Annotated in this window: 14 protein-coding genes; 6 read left to right on the top strand and 8 right to left on the bottom strand. The window is 73.5% G+C overall.

Annotated features, from left to right (window positions below):
• From ACZ4W5_RS36470 to ctaF, 3 genes are all read left to right on the top strand, one after another.
• On the top strand, window positions 1–132 hold a 132-nt coding region (locus ACZ4W5_RS36470; protein ID WP_465659442.1), incomplete at its 5' end, for an NADH-quinone oxidoreductase subunit D-related protein.
• Between the two features lie 168 nt (window positions 133–300).
• Window positions 301–1,974, top strand: coding sequence for an aa3-type cytochrome oxidase subunit I (gene ctaD, locus ACZ4W5_RS36475; RefSeq protein WP_465659424.1), 1,674 nt, complete (start codon window positions 301–303; stop codon window positions 1,972–1,974).
• Window positions 1,971–2,360: an aa3-type cytochrome oxidase subunit IV gene (ctaF, locus tag ACZ4W5_RS36480; protein ID WP_360246081.1), complete on the top strand. Its 390-nt coding sequence runs from the start codon at window positions 1,971–1,973 to the stop codon at window positions 2,358–2,360. Before ctaD ends, ctaF begins: the two co-directional genes overlap by 4 nt.
• A gap of 6 nt (window positions 2,361–2,366) precedes the next feature.
• Here ctaF and qcrB read toward each other — a convergent pair whose 3' ends face one another.
• Together qcrB and ACZ4W5_RS36490 are read right to left on the bottom strand one after the other, a co-directional pair.
• On the bottom strand, window positions 2,367–3,992 hold the full coding sequence (qcrB, locus tag ACZ4W5_RS36485; RefSeq protein ID WP_465659426.1) for a cytochrome bc1 complex cytochrome b subunit: 1,626 nt from the start codon (window positions 3,990–3,992) through the stop codon (window positions 2,367–2,369).
• Between the two features lie 166 nt (window positions 3,993–4,158).
• A complete protein-coding gene (locus ACZ4W5_RS36490) occupies window positions 4,159–4,662 on the bottom strand; it encodes a hemerythrin domain-containing protein (RefSeq protein ID WP_465659427.1) in 504 nt (167 codons plus the stop codon).
• A 423-nt stretch (window positions 4,663–5,085) separates the two neighbouring features.
• Here ACZ4W5_RS36490 and ACZ4W5_RS36495 point away from each other — a divergent pair, with 423 nt between their 5' ends.
• Entirely contained in the window at window positions 5,086–6,039 is a 954-nt protein-coding gene (locus tag ACZ4W5_RS36495; RefSeq protein WP_360246072.1) for a TIGR03557 family F420-dependent LLM class oxidoreductase, read from the top strand.
• A gap of 96 nt (window positions 6,040–6,135) precedes the next feature.
• Here ACZ4W5_RS36495 and ACZ4W5_RS36500 read toward each other — a convergent pair whose 3' ends face one another.
• The 3 genes from ACZ4W5_RS36500 to ACZ4W5_RS36510 form a co-directional block, all read right to left on the bottom strand.
• Window positions 6,136–6,810, bottom strand: a complete 675-nt coding sequence (locus ACZ4W5_RS36500; RefSeq protein ID WP_465659430.1) for an HAD family hydrolase — start codon at window positions 6,808–6,810, stop codon at window positions 6,136–6,138.
• A gap of 455 nt (window positions 6,811–7,265) precedes the next feature.
• Window positions 7,266–8,051, bottom strand: coding sequence for a DUF4328 domain-containing protein (locus ACZ4W5_RS36505; protein WP_465659432.1), 786 nt, complete (start codon window positions 8,049–8,051; stop codon window positions 7,266–7,268).
• A gap of 351 nt (window positions 8,052–8,402) precedes the next feature.
• Window positions 8,403–9,044 (bottom strand): DUF4360 domain-containing protein, encoded by a 642-nt coding sequence (locus tag ACZ4W5_RS36510; protein WP_360245324.1) that lies wholly within the window; start codon window positions 9,042–9,044, stop codon window positions 8,403–8,405.
• Window positions 9,045–9,329: 285 nt separating this feature from the next.
• On the opposite strand from ACZ4W5_RS36510, the gene ACZ4W5_RS36515 reads away from it, so the two are divergent.
• Complete coding sequence (locus tag ACZ4W5_RS36515) at window positions 9,330–10,535, top strand: CapA family protein (protein ID WP_465659434.1); 1,206 nt, start codon at window positions 9,330–9,332, stop codon at window positions 10,533–10,535.
• 120 nt (window positions 10,536–10,655) lie between these two features.
• Here the strand turns inward: ACZ4W5_RS36515 and ACZ4W5_RS36520 are convergent, their stop codons facing one another.
• Window positions 10,656–11,504 (bottom strand): SAM-dependent methyltransferase, encoded by an 849-nt coding sequence (locus tag ACZ4W5_RS36520; RefSeq protein WP_465659436.1) that lies wholly within the window; start codon window positions 11,502–11,504, stop codon window positions 10,656–10,658.
• Between the two features lie 60 nt (window positions 11,505–11,564).
• Entirely contained in the window at window positions 11,565–12,917 is a 1,353-nt protein-coding gene (locus ACZ4W5_RS36525) for an MFS transporter (RefSeq protein WP_465659438.1), read from the bottom strand.
• A gap of 407 nt (window positions 12,918–13,324) precedes the next feature.
• Between ACZ4W5_RS36525 and ACZ4W5_RS36530 the strand changes: the two genes are divergently transcribed.
• On the top strand, window positions 13,325–15,670 hold the full coding sequence (locus tag ACZ4W5_RS36530; protein WP_465659440.1) for an ATP-binding protein: 2,346 nt from the start codon (window positions 13,325–13,327) through the stop codon (window positions 15,668–15,670).
• A 141-nt stretch (window positions 15,671–15,811) separates the two neighbouring features.
• On the opposite strand, the gene ACZ4W5_RS36535 is transcribed toward ACZ4W5_RS36530, so the two are convergent.
• A complete protein-coding gene (locus ACZ4W5_RS36535) occupies window positions 15,812–16,252 on the bottom strand; it encodes a hypothetical protein (protein ID WP_360245339.1) in 441 nt (146 codons plus the stop codon).
• Window positions 16,253–16,451: the final 199 nt, after the last annotated feature.

Raw genomic sequence — 16,451 nt, forward strand, 5'->3', positions numbered from 1 at the left:
CGGGTGCACTTCCGGGACCCGTCGTTCACCAATCTGCAGACGATGGCGGCGATGTGCGAGGGCGGCCAGGTCGCCGACGTGATCGTCGCGGTGGCGAGCATCGACCCGGTGATGGGCGGCGTGGACCGGTGAGGCTCTGACGGCGGGCGCGCCGCACGGCTGGGGAGCCCGGGGAGGCGGAGCTCGTGCACCGACCAGGGCGGGCGCCGGCCGTTTCGGGCGGGTCAGCCGGGCGGGGCGGGCGACGGGTGCTTGCATGACCAGGTCGGTGCGACAGGCTCCCGCCCGAGGAGACAGGGAATGACGGACACCATCAGATCATCGGAAGGAACCGCCACCGCGAGGCGGGTGCGGCGCGGACAGGCGGTGCTGGGGTGGTTGAGCACCACCGATCACAAGGTGATCGGGAACATGTACCTGGTCACGTCGTTCGGGTTCTTCCTGTTCGCCGGACTGCTCGCGCTGCTGATGCGCGCGGAACTGGCGCGGCCGGGGCTGCAGTTGATGAGCAACCAGCAGTACAACGAGCTGTTCACCATCCACGGCACGATCATGATGCTGCTCTTCGCGACGCCGACCTTCGCCGGGTTCGCCAACGCCGTGATGCCCCTGCAGATCGGCTCACCGGACGTCGCCTTCCCCCGACTGAACGCCTTCACCTACTGGGTGTTCCTGCTGGGCGGACTGATGGTCGTCAGCGGCTTCCTGACCAGCAGCGGCGCCGCCTCGTTCGGCTGGTTCGCCTACGCGCCGCTGAACGGCCCCGTCCACAGCCCGGGCACCGGCGCCGACCTGTGGACGATGGGCCTGGCGGTGGCCGGACTGAGCACGATCCTGGGCGCGGTCAACTTCATCACCACCATCACCTGCCTGCGGGCGCCGGGGATGACGCTGTTCCGGATGCCCGTCTTCACCTGGAACGTGCTGTTCACCTCGATCCTGGCCCTGTTCGCCTTCCCGGTCCTGACCGCCGCGCTGCTCTGCCTGGAGGCGGACCGCAAGTTCGGCGCCCACGTCTTCGACCCGGCCAACGGCGGCGCGCTGCTGTGGCAGCACCTGTTCTGGTTCTTCGGCCACCCCGAGGTCTACATCGTGGCGCTGCCGTTCTTCGGCATCGTCTCGGAGATCCTGCCCGTGTTCAGCCGCAAACCGGTCTTCGGCTACTACGGCCTGATCGGCGCCACCATCGCGATCACCGCGCTGTCCGCGGTGGTCTGGGCGCACCACATGTTCGCCACCGGCCAGGTGCTGCTGCCGTTCTTCTCGCTCGCCTCGCTGCTGATCGCCGTGCCGACCGGGGTGAAGTTCTTCAACTGGGTCGGCACCCTGTGGAACGGCTCACTGTCCTTCGAGGCGCCGATGCTGTTCTCCCTGGGCTTCCTGGTGACCTTCCTGCTCGGCGGTCTGACCGGGGTGCTGCTGGCCGCGCCGCCCATCGACTTCCACGTGACCGACAGCTACTTCGTCGTCGCCCACCTGCACTACGTGCTGTTCGGGACGGTCGTGTTCGCGACCTTCGCCGGCTTCTACTTCTGGTGGCCCAAGATCACCGGCAGGATGCTCGACGAACGCCTGGGGCGGATCCACTTCTGGCTGCTCCTGCCCGCCTTCCAGGCCACCTTCCTGGTCCAGCACTGGCTCGGCGCCCAGGGCATGCCCCGCCGGTACGCCGACTACCTCGCGTCGGACGGCTTCACCACCCTCAACACCGTCTCCTCGATCGGCGCCTTCCTGCTCGGCGCCTCCACCCTGCCGTTCCTCTACAACGTCTGGTACACCGCCCGGCACGCGCCGAGGGTCACCGAGGACGACCCGTGGGGGTACGGCCGCTCCCTGGAGTGGGCGACGTCCTGCCCGCCGCCGCGCCACAACTTCCACACCCTGCCGAGGATCCGGTCCGAGGGGCCGGCCTTCGACCTCCACCATCCGGAGCACTCCCGGCAGGCCGTCGAGGCCGGGGAGGGCGCCCGGTGAAGGCCGAGTCCTACCTGTTCGCCGGGGTCGCCGCGTTCTTCGCCGCGGCCGCCGGGGTGTACGGCTGGTTCGCGCACGAGCCCGCCGGGAAGGCCGCGCTCGTCGTCGCCTGCCTGATGTCGGCCCTGGTCGCGTTCTTCTTCTGGACCCAGCACGTCCGCCGGGGCCGGCGCCCGCAGGACCGTACGGACGCGGAGATCGTCTCCGGCGCGGGACCGCTGGAGTTCTTCGCCCCGCGCAGCTACTACCCCGCGCTCACCGCCGCCGGTCTCGCCCTGTTCGGGACCGGGGTGGTGTACGCGCTGTGGCTCGTGCTGGTGGGCGCCGGGGTGACGGCCGCCGGGGTGGTGGGCGCGATGTTCCAGTACGCCGGCCGGGACGACTGAGCGGGGTCACCCGCCGGGAACGCCGGCCCGGTCGGGCGCCGGGGCCCCTTCCGCCGTCCCCTCCTCGGGCGGCAGCTCGACCCGGTCGCGGTAGAACCAGGCGCTCAACCGACGGCGCAGCCGCTCCCGCCTGGACGCCCCGCGCCCGGGCGGGGGCAGCGGACGCGGCATGTTGCGCACGGTCAAGGTGTAGCGGCGCCCGCTGGGCAGGGGTTCGCGTCCGGCGTGGAACGCGCCCTCGATCGCCTCACGCACGTACCCCGTCTCCCGGCCCCGGGTCAGTTGGTCCCGGTCGCGGGCCTGCAGTGCGAGCGCCAGGCGCTTGGCGAGCCAGAAGGCGGCGACCGGGCCCGCGAACAGCGCCACCCTCAGCACCCAGTTCAGGCCCTCCACCGGCACGTCGAGCGCGCGCGCCACCACGTCCTGACCGCCCGCCACCAGCAGCACCACGTAGAACACGAAGCCCGCGACCCCGAGCCCGGTGCGGGTGGGACGGTTGCGGGGCCGGTCGCACAGGTGCTGCTCACCCCGCTCGCCCGTCACCCACCGCTCCAGGAAGGGGTACGCGTAGAGGCACGAGAAGAACAGCAAGGGGAACAGCACGGCGGGCACCAGCGGGTTCCAGGACACCGTGTGGCCCCACAGGCCGGTCTCCGCACCCGGCATCAGCCGCAGTGCCCCCTCGATGAAGCCCATGTACCAGTCCGGCTGGGCGTCCGTGGACGCCTGGTCCGGACGGTACGGCCCGTACAGCCAGATCGGGTTGATCTGCGCGAGGGCGGCGGAGAGCGCCAGCACGCCGAAGACCATCGCCAGCAGCCCGACCGTCTGGACGGTGAACCCGGGGAACAGCGGCTTGCCGACGACGTTCCGGTTGGTGCGCCCCGGCCCCGCCCACTGGGTGTGGGTCAGGTGGAAGACCAGGATCAGGTGGGCCGTGACCAGGGCGACCAGCAGACCGGGCAGCAGCAGGATGTGCGCGCTGTAGAGCCGCGGCACGATGTCCTGCCCGGGGAGGTCGCCGCCCCACAGGAAGTAGCTCAGGTAGCTGCCGACCAGCGGCACCGAGAGGATGAAGCCCTGCGCGGTGCGCAGCCCGGTGCCGGAGAGCAGGTCGTCGGGCAGCGAATAGCCGGCGAACCCCTCGATCAGTCCCACCTGGAACAGCGTCAGGCCCACCATCCAGTTCAGCTCCCGGGGGCGGCGGAACGCCCCGGTGAAGAACACCCGCAGCAGGTGGACACCGATGGCGGTGGTGAACAGCAGCGCGCCCCAGTGGTGGATCTGCCGGATCAGCAGTCCGCCGCGGACGTCGAAGCTGATCGCCAGGGTGGAGGAGTAGGCCGCGCTCACCCGCACACCGTTCAAGGGGGCGTAGGTCCCGTGGTAGACCTCCTCCGCCATCGAGGGCTTGAAGAACAGCGTGAGGTACACCCCGGTGAGCAGCAGCACGACGAAGCTGTAGAGCGCCAGTTCGCCCAGCAGGAAGGACCAGTGGTCGGGGAAGATCTTGCGGACCAGCCCCTTGGCCCCGTCGAACAGCGGCAGGCGCCGGTCGAGTGCCGCCGCGGCCGACTCCGCGACCCGCCCCGCCCGCCGCTGCGTCCGGGCCCTGCTCCTCGACCGCGCCATGTGCCCGCCGCCCTCCGACCGTCCCGCTCGTCCGCGTCCGTCCCGTTCGTCCGACAGACATAGCCCGGGCGGATACCGGCGGCCGTACGGCGCGCCCCTGGGCGGCGGCTGTCACCCGGACGCCGGGGCCGAGGTGGTCCAGCAGGTCTTCGTCGGGGTGCGCGGTTCAGCCCTCCAGGGCGTCCGCGATGCGGTGCAGCACACCACCGCCGGTCGGATGGCGCGGCGCGGTCTCGCGTACGGCCTGCATCCGCTCCCCCAGCTCACGCAGTTCCTTGCGGCCCAGGGTGGCCCGCACCTTCGGGAACCAGTCGGCCTCCTCCTGCGCGATGTGGCGTTCGACGGCGTCGATCAGGACGGCGGTCTTGGCGTCGTAGCCCTCGTCGCCGGGCGACATCCGGCTCAGCTCCTCGCAGAGCAGGTCGGCCACGTGGTGCTCCTCCTTGGCCCGGTCCATCTCCTCGGCGAGGCCGGCCACCTCCTGGCGGATCCTGGGGTAGACCAGTTCGTCCTCCAGGTAGGTGTGGACGGTCAGCGCCTCGATGATCTGCTGGACCGTCCTGGCCCGCGCCGGACCGTCGCCGTCCTGGGCCAGCCCCCGGTACTCGCGGAACAGACCGCGGACCTCCTTGTGGTCCTCCCGCAGCAGGACGATCGCGTCGTTCGACATCACAGGGCTCCTCGTCATCGGCTCCCCCCGGGAGTCCGGCGTGTCCCCCGGCAGGGCGGAGCCAAACGCGGGCCGGCGGCGGATCCGGGCCGACGGTGGATTCCGCCCGGATCCGCCGCCGGGAGGATTACCGCCCTCGATCCGGGGCAGCCGCACCGTACGTCCCGGCTCCGGAACGACCACCGGGACGGCCAGCGCCACCCACCGCGGCGACCGGTTCCCCGGCCGGGCGCCGCGGTGGGTGGGTGGCTGCGTTTGCGGCTGCGGCTGCGGCTGCGGCTGCGGCTGCGGCTGCGGCTGCGGCTGCGGCTGCGGCTGCGGCTGCGGCCAGGGTGGTCGCCTGCGGAGGTTTCCCGGCGCCACGCCCGGATAGCCGCTCCGCTGAGGACGACCCGAGGAACCCACTGAGGAGCCGAGGCTGTTATGACCGCGTTCGGATACTTCCTGTCCTGCGAGGAGTTCACCCCCGCCCAACTGGTCGACCAGGCCAGACTGGCCGAAGAGGCCGGATTCACCCGCCTCGCCATCTCCGACCACTACCACCCCTGGAACGACGCCCAGGGCAGCAGCCCCTTCGTCTGGGGCGTGATCGGCGCGCTCTCGCAGGTCACCCGGCTCCCCGTGACGACGCTGGTGACCTGCCCGACCGTCCGGATCCACCCCGCGATCGTCGCCCAGGCGGCCGCTACCGCGGACGTGCAACTGGAGGGCGGCCTACGGCTCGGCGTCGGCACCGGCGAGGCGCTCAACGAGCACGTACTGGGCGACCGGTGGCCGCCGTTCGACGTGCGGGCCCAGATGCTGGAGGAGGCCGTCACGGTGATGCGAGAACTGTTCGCCGGAGGGGTCGTCAGCCACCAGGGCACCCACTACACCGTCGAGAACGCCCAGCTCTACACCCCACCCAAGGACGGCCGGCTGCCCGTGTACGCCTCGGCGTTCGGCCCCAAGGCCGCCGAGCGGGCCGCCGGGTTCGCCGACGGACTCGTCACCATGACCCCGGACGAGGAACTGATCGGCCGCTACCGGGCCGCGGGCGGCGGCGGTCCCGTTCTCGGCGGCGTCAAGGTGTGCTGGTCGAGGGAGCGCGAGCAGGCGGTGAAGACCGTCCACCGGCTCTGGCCCAGCGAACTGCTGCCCGGCGAACTGGCCCAGGTCCTGCCCACCCCACGCCACTTCGAGCAGGCCACCGAACTGGTCACCGAGCAGATGGTCGCCTCTGCCGTGACCTGTGGCGACGACCCGCAGGAGCACGCCGACCGGCTGCTCGGCTACCGCGACGCCGGCTGCGATGAGGTGTACGTCGGCCAGATCGGCCAGGAACAGGAAGGATTCTTCGACTTCTACCGCGAGCAGGTACTGCCCCGGCTGAACTGAGCGAGCAGCTGGGCTGAGCGACCGGCTGGGCTGAGCCACCGCCCGCTCCCGGAGACGGCTCCGGGAGCGGGCGGTGGATCGCGAAGCACCGGACGCCTACCGGTCGACCGGGGGTTGCGCAAGCAGGCTCTCGTCGAGGCCGGCCAGCAGTTCGGCGGTGTGAGGGTGGACCTCGGCCGCGCCGGCGCCGAGGAGTTCCAGGGCGGAGAAGCCCCCGCTCTCGACCGCGATGCACGGAACACCGGCCCGGTCGGCGGCGGTGACGTCCCAGACGGTGTCACCGACGAACACGGCGTGCTCGGGCTCCGTCTCCGCGCGGTGCAGAGCGGCCTCGACCAGGTCCGGCGCAGGTTTGGTCGCGTCGACGTCGTCACTGACCGTGGCGGCCGCGATGACGTCGTCGGCGTCGAGCGCACGGCGCAGCACCGTGATCTCCCGTTCGGAGGCGGAGCTGGCGAGCACCACCTTCCAGCCCCGCCCGGCGCAGGCGCGCAGGAGGCGTGCTGCTCCGGGCAGCGGCGTGATCGCCGGCCAGTGGCGGGCGTAGAGGGCGTCGTGGGCCGCCGTGATCGCGTCGCCGTGGTCGCGGTCCTCACCGAGCACGTGGTCGAGCAGCTGGTCGGCGCCCATGCCGACGGCCCGGTGGACCCGGGCGGACGGCACGGTCCGTCCGTACTGCCGCAGCGCCTCCCACCAGGCGAGCGTGTGGAAGTACGTGGTGTCGAGCAGGGTCCCGTCGACGTCGAAGAGCGCTGCCGCAGTCCTCGTCATGGCGTCTCCTCCAGGTCGGGGGGAGCCCCGGACGGGCTCCGCTCCCCCAGGGCGGCTATCCGCTGCGGGGGCCCGGAAACGCCGGAGCGGGCCGGTGGGGGCCGGAGCAGTCCGTTCGGCCCTGTCGGATGCGGCCGCCCCCGCCCGGTCCGCGCGTTCCGTCGCCGTTCTCGACCTGCGCCCGGGCGACGGGGACGGCATCACCATTGCCAAGAACTGCGCTCCTACCGCCCCCGCGCGACCGGCCCGGCCGCCCTCGCCGGGGAGGCGCTCCAGTGGCCTGCTTCGCCTACCTGGCCGCAGTCAAGGAGCAGAGCGGCGAGGCCGCTCGGCCGCACGTCCACCCTCCTCGACGTCCACCTCCAACGTGACCTAAAGGCAGCAGCACTGACGGAACGTCAGGCTCACTCGAGCACCGGGGGCCACCACGCGAGACGGCGCGGCATCGCGGTCCGTCAGGCCGAGGGCGGCGCCGTCACGGCCTGGACGCGGGCCTCCAGGGCGGCCCTGGCCGCGAGCGGGTTGATGTCGGCCCGGCGCTCCCGCTGCATGGCGGTCAGCCGGGTCACCACCAGGATCGCGGCGATCGCGGCGACGAGCCGCAGCGCCGAGCCGCCGGCCTCCAGCCGGAGGCCCGTGCGCAGGGCCTCGAGGTCGATGGAGTCCGTCACGTCGAAGCGGTTGCTCTTGACGGCGGCGACCCGACCGAGGATCAAGGAGCCCATCCAGGTCAGCCACCACACCGCGACGATGCCCTCCGACGGCGTGCTGCGCCTTCCCTCGGCGTCCAGCGGCGCGCTGGCCCGCCAGCAGTCCACCATCAGCTGCCAGGGGAACCAGAGAAAGACGACCGGGGTGAACCAGCCGCCGATGGTCCAGCCGCGCCCGAGGCGGTGCCCGTTCGGCAGCAGCAGGTCGGCGTTCCCGCGGGTGCGGTGGAACCAGACGATGAACAGCACCACGGTGGCCGGGCCCACGGGGAGGGCCACCGCGTTCAGGGTGTGCGCCGCGGATTCCAGGGCCGCCAGGTCATCGGGGTCGATGCCGCCCGTCCCGTCCAGCAGCCGTCCCGCGAGCACGTCCAGCCAGACGTCCAGTACGACCACCGCTGCCGCCGCCACGGCGCCCAGGCCCAGCACGACGGAGAGCGCCGAGGCGAGGCCGTTCGCCGGCCTCAGCGCGGCCGCCCATCCGGGGGCCGCCTCCGCGCAGCCGAAACAGCGTCCGCTGTCGGTCCCCACCGGACGCGCCCCGCACGCCACACACACCATCGGATCGTCAACTCCTGGAATCGCCGGGCGGCTCGACCGAGCGCGCCGGTACGCCACCGCCCCGACCGGGACGGGCGCGCCGACTCTAGGGGATCCGCGACACCGGCTGCCAGTGGGTCTTCCCAGCTCAGGGGCGGTATCGCCAGATACCCCGACAGATCGCACCGCTGCGGGTGGAGCCGGCTCGGTGCCGATGATCCGGTGCCCGGCGCCCGGACGGGGAGCGCGCGGCGGACGGCGCTCGCGGCACGCCCCGGTTCCGCGCGCGCCGCGGCCCCGACGGCCGGGGCTCCGTCGGGGCCGGGGCGGGTCGCGGGGAGGTCAGGGGCACTGCTTCCAGGCGAGGTGGTAGGTGGTGTTGATGCTGCCGTCGGTGGAGTCCATCGCCATGAAGCTGGTGGTGTGGGCCTGGTCGGAACTGCCGCCGGAGACGCGCAGTTCGGTGTTGATGTTGAAGTTGCGCTCCTCGCCGCAGGGGGCGAAGACCAGGGCGGCGACGTCGACGGTGTCGGTGGCCTGCCAGTTGTCGTCCCTCGGGCCGTCGAAGCGGTGGCTCTGGTAGCTGGTCCGGGGGTCGCCCTGGAAGTAGTAGTTGGCCCGCTCGGTGCCGTACGCGCCCTGTTCCAGGTGGGCGAAGCCGCGGTAGTCGGCGGAGGCGATGGCGTAGGTGAAGCCCTGGGGGACGTGGACCTGCAGGTCGAGTTGGCAGTTCTTCCGGAAGTCGGTCGGCTTGGAGCCGACGCCCACCTGGGCGAGGTAGCTGCTGTACGTCACGGTGAAGGCGGTGTTGTCCGGCGAGACGGCGACGGCGGCGGTTCCGGCCGGACAGCCGGAGCCGTTGACGGTCGCGACGTCGATGACGATCCGGTCCGGCGGGGTCGGCAGCGAGTCGCCGCCGAAGGTCGAGGTGCCGACCAGTGCGGCGGTCGCGGTGGCGGCGACGGCCAAGGTGCGGAGCAGCATGGGCTTCCCCTTCGATCGTCCACGGAGGTACGGGGGCGGAGCGGCGCGCGGCGGCGCAGGGCGGCGCTATGGCGCTGCGGGCGAGGCCGAACGCGGCCCCCTCTGATTTGACGTGGCTATGTCAACACATCGCGCGGACGGTGCACAAGGGGTGACGCATGGTCACTATCGGCGGGCCCGGCGGCCCCCCGGGTGACCTGCGGGCGTGGGGCGCGGCTCGGACGGATCGTGCGCCCGCATAGTCGGAGGACTGATCACACCTTCCGATCGTGAGACGAGACGACCGTGCCCCTCCCCCGCCGCCGGACCGCCGTCACGGCCCTCGCCCTGCTGCTCGCCCTCCCCGGCTGCGGCGCCCCGGCACCGACGCCGAACTCTGCCGCGACGCCCGCCGCGAACCCGACAGCCACGCCCGAGGCTCCGAGCCGAACCCCCACCGGCCCGAGGCCGTTCACCCTGGTCGCCACCGGCGACGTCCTGCCGCACACCGAGATCATCCAGCAGGCGAAGGAGGACGCCGGCGGGACCGGCTACGACTTCACCGCCATGCTGGCCGGCGTCAAACCGCTGATCAGCGGCGCCGACCTGGCCATCTGCCACATGGAGACCGTCTACGGCGCCGACGGCGGACCGTACACCGGCTACCCGGCCTTCAAGTCCCCGCCCCAGGTCGCCAAGGCGCTCCGGGACGCGGGCTACGCCTCCTGCGACACCGCGTCCAACCACACCCTGGACGACGGCCCGGCCGGCATCCGCCGCACGCTCGACGCGATGGACGCCGTCGGCCTCGCCCACACCGGCTCCGCCCGCACCGCCGAGGAGGCCGGGAAGCCCGCGCTGCTGCGGGCGGGCGGCGCAACGGTGGCCCAACTCGCCTACACCTACGGCACCAACGGCATCCCGCTGCCGAAGGGCGAGCCCTGGGCCGTCAACCTGATCGACCGGGACCGGATCCTCGCCGACGCCCGCGCCGCCCGGGCCGAGGGCGCCGACCTGGTGGTGGTCAGCATCCACTGGGGCACCGAGTGGCAGGACACCCCGAACGAGCAACAGCTCACCCTTGCACGCGAGTTGGCCGCGGCCGGGCAGGGAGCGGGCCGCCCCGACGTGGACCTGATCCTGGGCACCCACGCCCACATCCCGCAGGCCTACGAGAAGATCGGCGACACCTGGACGGTCTACGGCCTCGGCGACCAGCTCGCCGGGCACATGTTCACCTACGACGGCGCCGAGGACCCGCGCGGCAACTGGAGCTCGCTCGCCCGCTTCACCGTCAGCCCGCCCGCCGGGCCGGGGCAGCGCTGGACGGTGAGCCGGGCCGAGTTCGTCCCGCAGATCACCGACCTCGGCCCGCCCTACCGGGTGCTCGACCTGCGCGAGGCCGTCCGCCGTGACCCGGGCCGCGCCGACTGGGCCCGCGCCCTGGACCACATCCGTACGGTGGTGCTCAGCCGTGGCGCCGGCGCGGCGGGCCTCAGCATGGCACCGTGACGACCGCCGGGCACCGTGATGACCGCCGGGCGGCCGGCCCCGAGCGGCCCGACGTCCGGGCGCCCTGACGGCAGGCCTGCCCTCCGGGAACCCGACCCGGGGGGCAGGACGGCGGACCGGCTACGGCTTGCGCCCCACGCCCCCGTACACCGAGACCTGACCGTCGAGCCGCTGCGCGGAGTCGCCCAGTTCGGGGTGCCACTGGTTGATCAGGACCACGCCGGGTTCGTCCAGCTCCAGGCCGGTGAAGAAACGTTCCACCTCGTCATGCGACCGCGTGTGGACCTCTATCCCGGCCTCCGCGTAGCGCCGGGCCCCCGCCTTGGCCGCCTCCGGCGCGTTGTCGGCCGTGCCCGCGCTCAGAGCGAGGAAGCTGCCGGCGGGCAGGGCGTCCACGAGCTTACGGACGGGCGGGTGCGCGGCCTCGTCGGAGAGGAAGTGCACGATGTTGATCAGCGTCAGCGCGACCGGCTGGGTCAGGTCCAGGGTGGCGGCCACCGCCGGGTCGGCCAGGAACTTCTCCGGCTCGCGCAGGTCGCCCTCGACGTAGGCGGTGCGCCCCTCCGGGGTGCTGCTGAGCAGCGCGCGCGAATGGGCCAGCACGATCGGGTCGTTGTCGACGTACACCACCCGGCAGGACGGGTCGACCGCCTGGACGATCTCGTGCAGGTTCGGCGCGGTCGGGATGCCGGTGCCGACGTCCAGGAACTGGCGGACGCCGTGCTCCTCGGCCAGTCGGCGCACCATCCGGTGCATCACCGCGCGCGCGGCGGCCGCGGCGGTCCGGGCCTCCGGGAGGTCGGCGAGCACCCGGTCGCCGACCTCGCGGTCCGCCGGGAAGTTGGTCTTCCCGCCGAGCAGGTAGTCGTAGACCCGCGCGGAGTGCGCCCGGTCCGTCCGCAGGTCCACCTGCGGCGGCTGCTCGAAGTCCACTTCGGTCAGCCAGCTCTCCGGCCCGTTCCCGTCCATCGTCGCCCTCCCCGTCCGGCGTCTGGTCCGGACCACTCAACCACAGGACGTGAACGTCCGTCAGGCGGTTCCCGGTGTCCGCTGAACCCCGGGTTCCGCCTCCCGGAGCGCGGCGGTGAACGAGGGCACCCGCATCGCCGTCAGCAGGCCCAGCGCCGGCCCCGCCGTGCAGACCGTGACGTAGAACGGGATCAGCCCGAGGTTGCCGTGGGAGTCCAGCCACGCGGCGAGCAGCGGGAAGGTGCCGCCGAAGGCCGCGATGGTGGCCGCGTTGACCACGCCGAGGCCCACCGCGCGCACCTCGGTCGGGAACAGCAGGCCGGTGAACACGTTGAGCGTGCCCAGCACCATCGCCACCATCATCCCGAGCAGCACGGCCACGAGCTGGAAGGGCAGCCAGCCCCCGCGCAGCCCGGCCAGCAGGAACCCGACCAGCGGGACGGGCAGTGCGAACCCGATCCGGGCGACCGGCAGCAGGCCGAAGCGGTCGGCGGCCGCGCCGGTGAGCAGCATGGTGACCAGCACCACGGCCAGCACGACCGTCATGAAGGAGGCCGCCCGCTCCTTGTCGATCACGTGGTAGGCGGCGGCGTACTGCGGCAGGTAGGTCAGCGCGAAGTAGTAACCGACCGTGCCGCCCAGGGTGTTGAGGAAGACGGTGAGCACCGCCCAGCGGTGGTCCCGGAGCGTGCGCAGGAACGGCGGGCGCCCGCCCGGCCCGGCGGCGGCCCGGGCCCGCTGGAACTCCGCGCTCTCCGGCGCGGCCCGCCGCACCCACACCGCGGCCAGCCCCAGCAGCGCGGCGGCCACGAAGCCCCAGCGCCAACCGCCGTTCTCCAGACCGGACTTGCCGATGGTGTGGATCAGCAGGGTGAGCACCCCGAAGGAGAGCAGCGAGCCCAGGATGATCCCGCCGTAGGAGACCGAGCTGAACGCGAAGCGGTGCCGGGGCGGCGCCGTCTCGGTCACGTACGCGGCCACGCTCGGCGCCTCCCCGCCGAAGGCGAGCCCCTGCACCACCCGTACCACCACGGCCAGCACCGCCGCCCAGACGCCGATCGTCCGCTGCCCCGGCAGGACGGCGAGGCCCAGGCTGGCGACGGCGATCACGGCCATGCCGAGGCTGAGCGCGAAGCGCCGCCCCCGGGTGTCGCTGAGCCGGCCGATCAGGTACGAGCCCACCGGGCGGGCGCCGAAGCCGACCGCGAAGGTGGCGTACGCGGCGAGCGTGCCGCTGACCCCGCCCTTGCCGTGGCCGAAGAGGTCGGCGGCGAAGTAGGGCGCGAGCACGGCGTACACGTTCCAGTCGAAGGACTCGACCACCGACCCCACCGTCGCCGCCGCCAACTCCCGTCGCCGGCCCCCGTCGTGCACCCCGTCGCGGGCGGGGGCGGTATCGATGCGATCTGTCATGGCGTCAGCATGACACCGTTCGACCTGCGGCGGAATCGGGTTCGGGCCCGGCTCCGGCGGGAGCCGGGCGGCCCGTCCGCAGGTGGTTCGCGGGCGGTGCGCGGGCGATCCGCAGCCGGCGCGCGGGCGGTGCGGCGACGAACCGCGGCCGGTGCGGCCGCGAGCCGCGGTACCCCCGTAACCGCGCCTCGCCGCCGGACCGGCCGGTCGGCAGCCGTGGTCGGGCCGCCGGACGGGCCCGACACCGTCGGGCCAAGCCTTCATCCTCGTCCCGGGGCGCGCACGACGACCACGACGTTGACCTGACGTTGACCTGACACTTGGCCCCGGGAGGACTACGCTCATGCGCGATCCGGGTCGGCCCGGCGGGGCGGCGACACGGTTCGCAGGGGATCCGGAGGGAACGGATGGGGGCTGCTGCTTTCGCCGCGCTGCTGCGCGAGCGACGTCTGTCGGCGGGGTGGAGCCAGGACGAACTGGCGGACCGCTCGGGGGTGTCGACCCGGTCGATCAGCGCACTGGAGGCCGGTGGCCGCCGTCCCCGGATGTCCTCGGTGGTCCGGCTCGCCGAGGCCCTCGGGGTCGACCCGGACACCCTGGCCCGCTGGCTGGCCGCCGCCCGGGAGACCGACGCACCGGCGGCCGGGCCGGCCCCGGCGAGCACTCCGCCACTCCCCGCCCCGCCACCACCGCTGCCCTCGCCGGGCAGCTCGGGCCCGCAGCAACTTCCCATGGCGATCCGGCACTTCACCGGCCGGGCCCGCGAGCTCCGGACTCTCGACGCCCTGCTCGCCGACGTGACCCCCGGCTGCGGCGCGGTCGTGATCTCGGCGATCGCCGGCACCGCCGGAGTGGGCAAGACCACCCTCGCCGTGCACTTCGCCCACCGGGTGGCCGACCGCTTCCCCGACGGCCAACTCTTCGCCAACCTGCGCGGGTTCGACCCGGCCCGGGCCCCGGTCGACGCCGCCGACGTGGCCCGCGGCTTCCTGGACGCCCTGGGCGTGCCGGCCCTGCGCATCCCCGCCGATCCGGACGGACAGCTCGCGCTCCTGCGCAGCCGGCTGGCGGGCACCCGGACGCTGATCGTCCTGGACAACGTCCGGGAGGCCGAGCAGGTCCGCCCGCTGCTGCCGGGCTCCACCACCTGCCTGGTCGTGGTCACCAGCCGCAACCGGCTGCCCGGACTGGTCGCCCTGGACGGCGCGGTGCCACTCGCCCTGGACGTGCTCTCCCGCGAGGAGGCCCGCGAACTGTTCGCCCGCCGCCTCGGTGCGACCGCCGTCGCCGAGCAGCCCGACGCGGCCGACGAGTTGATCGAGCTGTGCGCCCGGCTTCCGCTCGCCCTGAACATCGCCGCCGCCCGGGCCGCCGACCACCCCGGCATCCCGCTCGGTGTGTGGGCGCGCGAACTGCGCGACTCCCGGGCCCGCCTGGACCTGCTGTCGGCGGGCGACAGCCACGCCGACGTCCGGCTGGTGCTCTCCTGGTCCTACCGCGCGCTGGCCCCGCAGGCCGCCCGGCTGTTCCGGCTGCTCGGCCTGCACCCGGGCCCCACCATCAGCGTGCCGGCGGCCGCGAGCCTCGCGGGCCGCCCGCTGACCGAGACCCGCGCCCTGCTGGAGGACCTCCACCGGGCCCACCTGATCACCGCGCCCGAGCCCGGCCGGTACACCTTCCACGACCTGCTGCGCGCGTACGCCGCCGAACAGGCGGCCGCCCTCGAACCGCCGCAGGGACGGGCGGGGGCGACCCGGCGGATGCTCGACCACTACCTCCACACCGCCCACCGCGCGGCCTGCCTCGCCTACGCCGACGACGCGGCCTGGCATCCGTTCGACCTCGCCCGCCCCGCCGCCGGGGTGACACCCGAGCAGCTCACCGACCGGCAGCAGGCGCTCGTCTGGTACCGGGAGGAACAGCCGGTACTGGAGCGGGTCGTCGACGCCTCCCACGCGGCCGGGGCCGACCTGCACACCTGGCAGCTGGTCGGCGCCCAGGTGCCCTACCTGCTCAAGTCGGGCCTGTGGCAGCAGTGGCAGCGCGCCGGCGAGACCGCGCTGGCCGCCGCCGAACGGGCCGGCGACCCCGGCCGCCGGGCCCACGCCCACCGCTGGCTCGGCCAGGTGCACCGCTCACAGGACCGCCAGCCCGAGGCCCAGCGCGAACTGCGGCTGGCCCTCGCCCTGTTCGAGGAGACCGGCGACCGGCCGCGCGAGGGCCGGACCAGGCTCGACCTCGCCATCGCCCACGGCGAGGTACGGGCCGACGCCGAGGCGGTGGCCGAGTCCCGCCGTGCCCTGGCACTGTTCGAGGAGCTCGGCGACCCCTCCGGGCAGGCCCTCGCCCTCAACAGCATCGGCTGGTACCTGGCCCAGCAGGGCGAACTGCGCGCCGCGCTCACCCACTGCCGGCGCGCCCTGGACCTCGCCCGCGAGGTCGGCAACCTGCCCGGCCAGGCCTCCATCTGGGACAGCATCGGCTACATCCACCACCAACTCGGCGAGTACCACGAGGCCCTGCCCGCCTACCACGAGTCCCTGGACCTGCGGCGGGCGGTCGGCGACTACTTCCTCCAAGCCGACATCCACACCCACCTCGGCGACACCCACCTCGCCCTCGGCGACCCGGACTCCGCCCGAGCCGACTGGATCCTCGGCCTGGCCATCCTCGACGACCTCCAGCACCGCGACGCCGAAGCCGTCCGGGCCCGCCTCCACCGCCTCGACGCCGCACCGGGAGCAACCCGATAACCGGCGGCATCACGCGAGGGCGTGCGACACCCCCTGCCGCTCCACGCGGCAGGAGGCGACCGAGCAGGCGCACTTCGAGTTCGAGAGCCTGGAGTTGATACCCCGCCCCGCGGGTCCGGAGCCGAGCTGATCTACAGCCTGCTAGGCGGAGCGGAGGGCGGGGTCGAGCTCGGTCAGCATGGCGTGGAGTCGGCGGGCCCCGTCGGCGAGGCGGGGGTCCGGGCCGCGGGAGAGGTCGTGGCAGAGCAGGAGCGCCTCCTCCCGGTCGGAGGCGAAGATGCCGAGCGCGTCGACCACCGCCGAGTGGATCCAGTCCTCGTGGTTCGGGTCGGCGTCGGCCAGGGCCGTGGCGACCGCCGTCAGCCCGGCACGGTCCTTGCGGCGCAGCAGGGCTCGTGCGGTCACTCTGGTGACGTAGGTGTCGTCGGGGTCGAGGACCAGGGCCAGCAGCGGCCCTCGGGCTTCCGGCAGGTCGGCGAAGGCCGCCAGGCCGTGGCCGGCGGCGGCCCGGTCCCGGAAATCGGGGCTGTGCGCGAGCGCGCCGAGTGCCGTGACAGCGGCGCGTCGCAGCTGCTGGTCCACCTGCCGGCCCTCCCCCCTTGGACGGTGTCGGGCACGGTATCACCGGGGCGGCCGGCAGGTGGTCCCTCTCACGGGCGGCGCAGGAAGACGTCCTGGGGGGGGGGGGGGGGGGGGGGGGGGGGGGAGGGGGGAGGGGGGGAGAGGGGGGGGGAGAGGGGGGGGGGGGGGGGGGGGGAAAGAGAGGGCAACATGGCCGCGG

It is taken from the genome of Kitasatospora sp. NPDC029367 (assembly GCF_055569135.1).

Coding starts and splice junctions, on each gene's coding strand:
- ACZ4W5_RS36490 (WP_465659427.1), bottom strand. CDS start 4,662: ATGTCGAACGACGCGATCGTCCTGCTGCGGGAGGACCACAAGGAGGTC.
- ACZ4W5_RS36530 (WP_465659440.1), top strand. CDS start 13,325: ATGGGGGCTGCTGCTTTCGCCGCGCTGCTGCGCGAGCGACGTCTGTCG.
- ACZ4W5_RS36520 (WP_465659436.1), bottom strand. CDS start 11,504: ATGGACGGGAACGGGCCGGAGAGCTGGCTGACCGAAGTGGACTTCGAG.
- ctaD (WP_465659424.1), top strand. CDS start 301: ATGACGGACACCATCAGATCATCGGAAGGAACCGCCACCGCGAGGCGG.
- ACZ4W5_RS36495 (WP_360246072.1), top strand. CDS start 5,086: ATGACCGCGTTCGGATACTTCCTGTCCTGCGAGGAGTTCACCCCCGCC.
- ACZ4W5_RS36510 (WP_360245324.1), bottom strand. CDS start 9,044: ATGCTGCTCCGCACCTTGGCCGTCGCCGCCACCGCGACCGCCGCACTG.
- ACZ4W5_RS36525 (WP_465659438.1), bottom strand. CDS start 12,917: ATGACAGATCGCATCGATACCGCCCCCGCCCGCGACGGGGTGCACGAC.
- ACZ4W5_RS36500 (WP_465659430.1), bottom strand. CDS start 6,810: ATGACGAGGACTGCGGCAGCGCTCTTCGACGTCGACGGGACCCTGCTC.
- qcrB (WP_465659426.1), bottom strand. CDS start 3,992: ATGGCGCGGTCGAGGAGCAGGGCCCGGACGCAGCGGCGGGCGGGGCGG.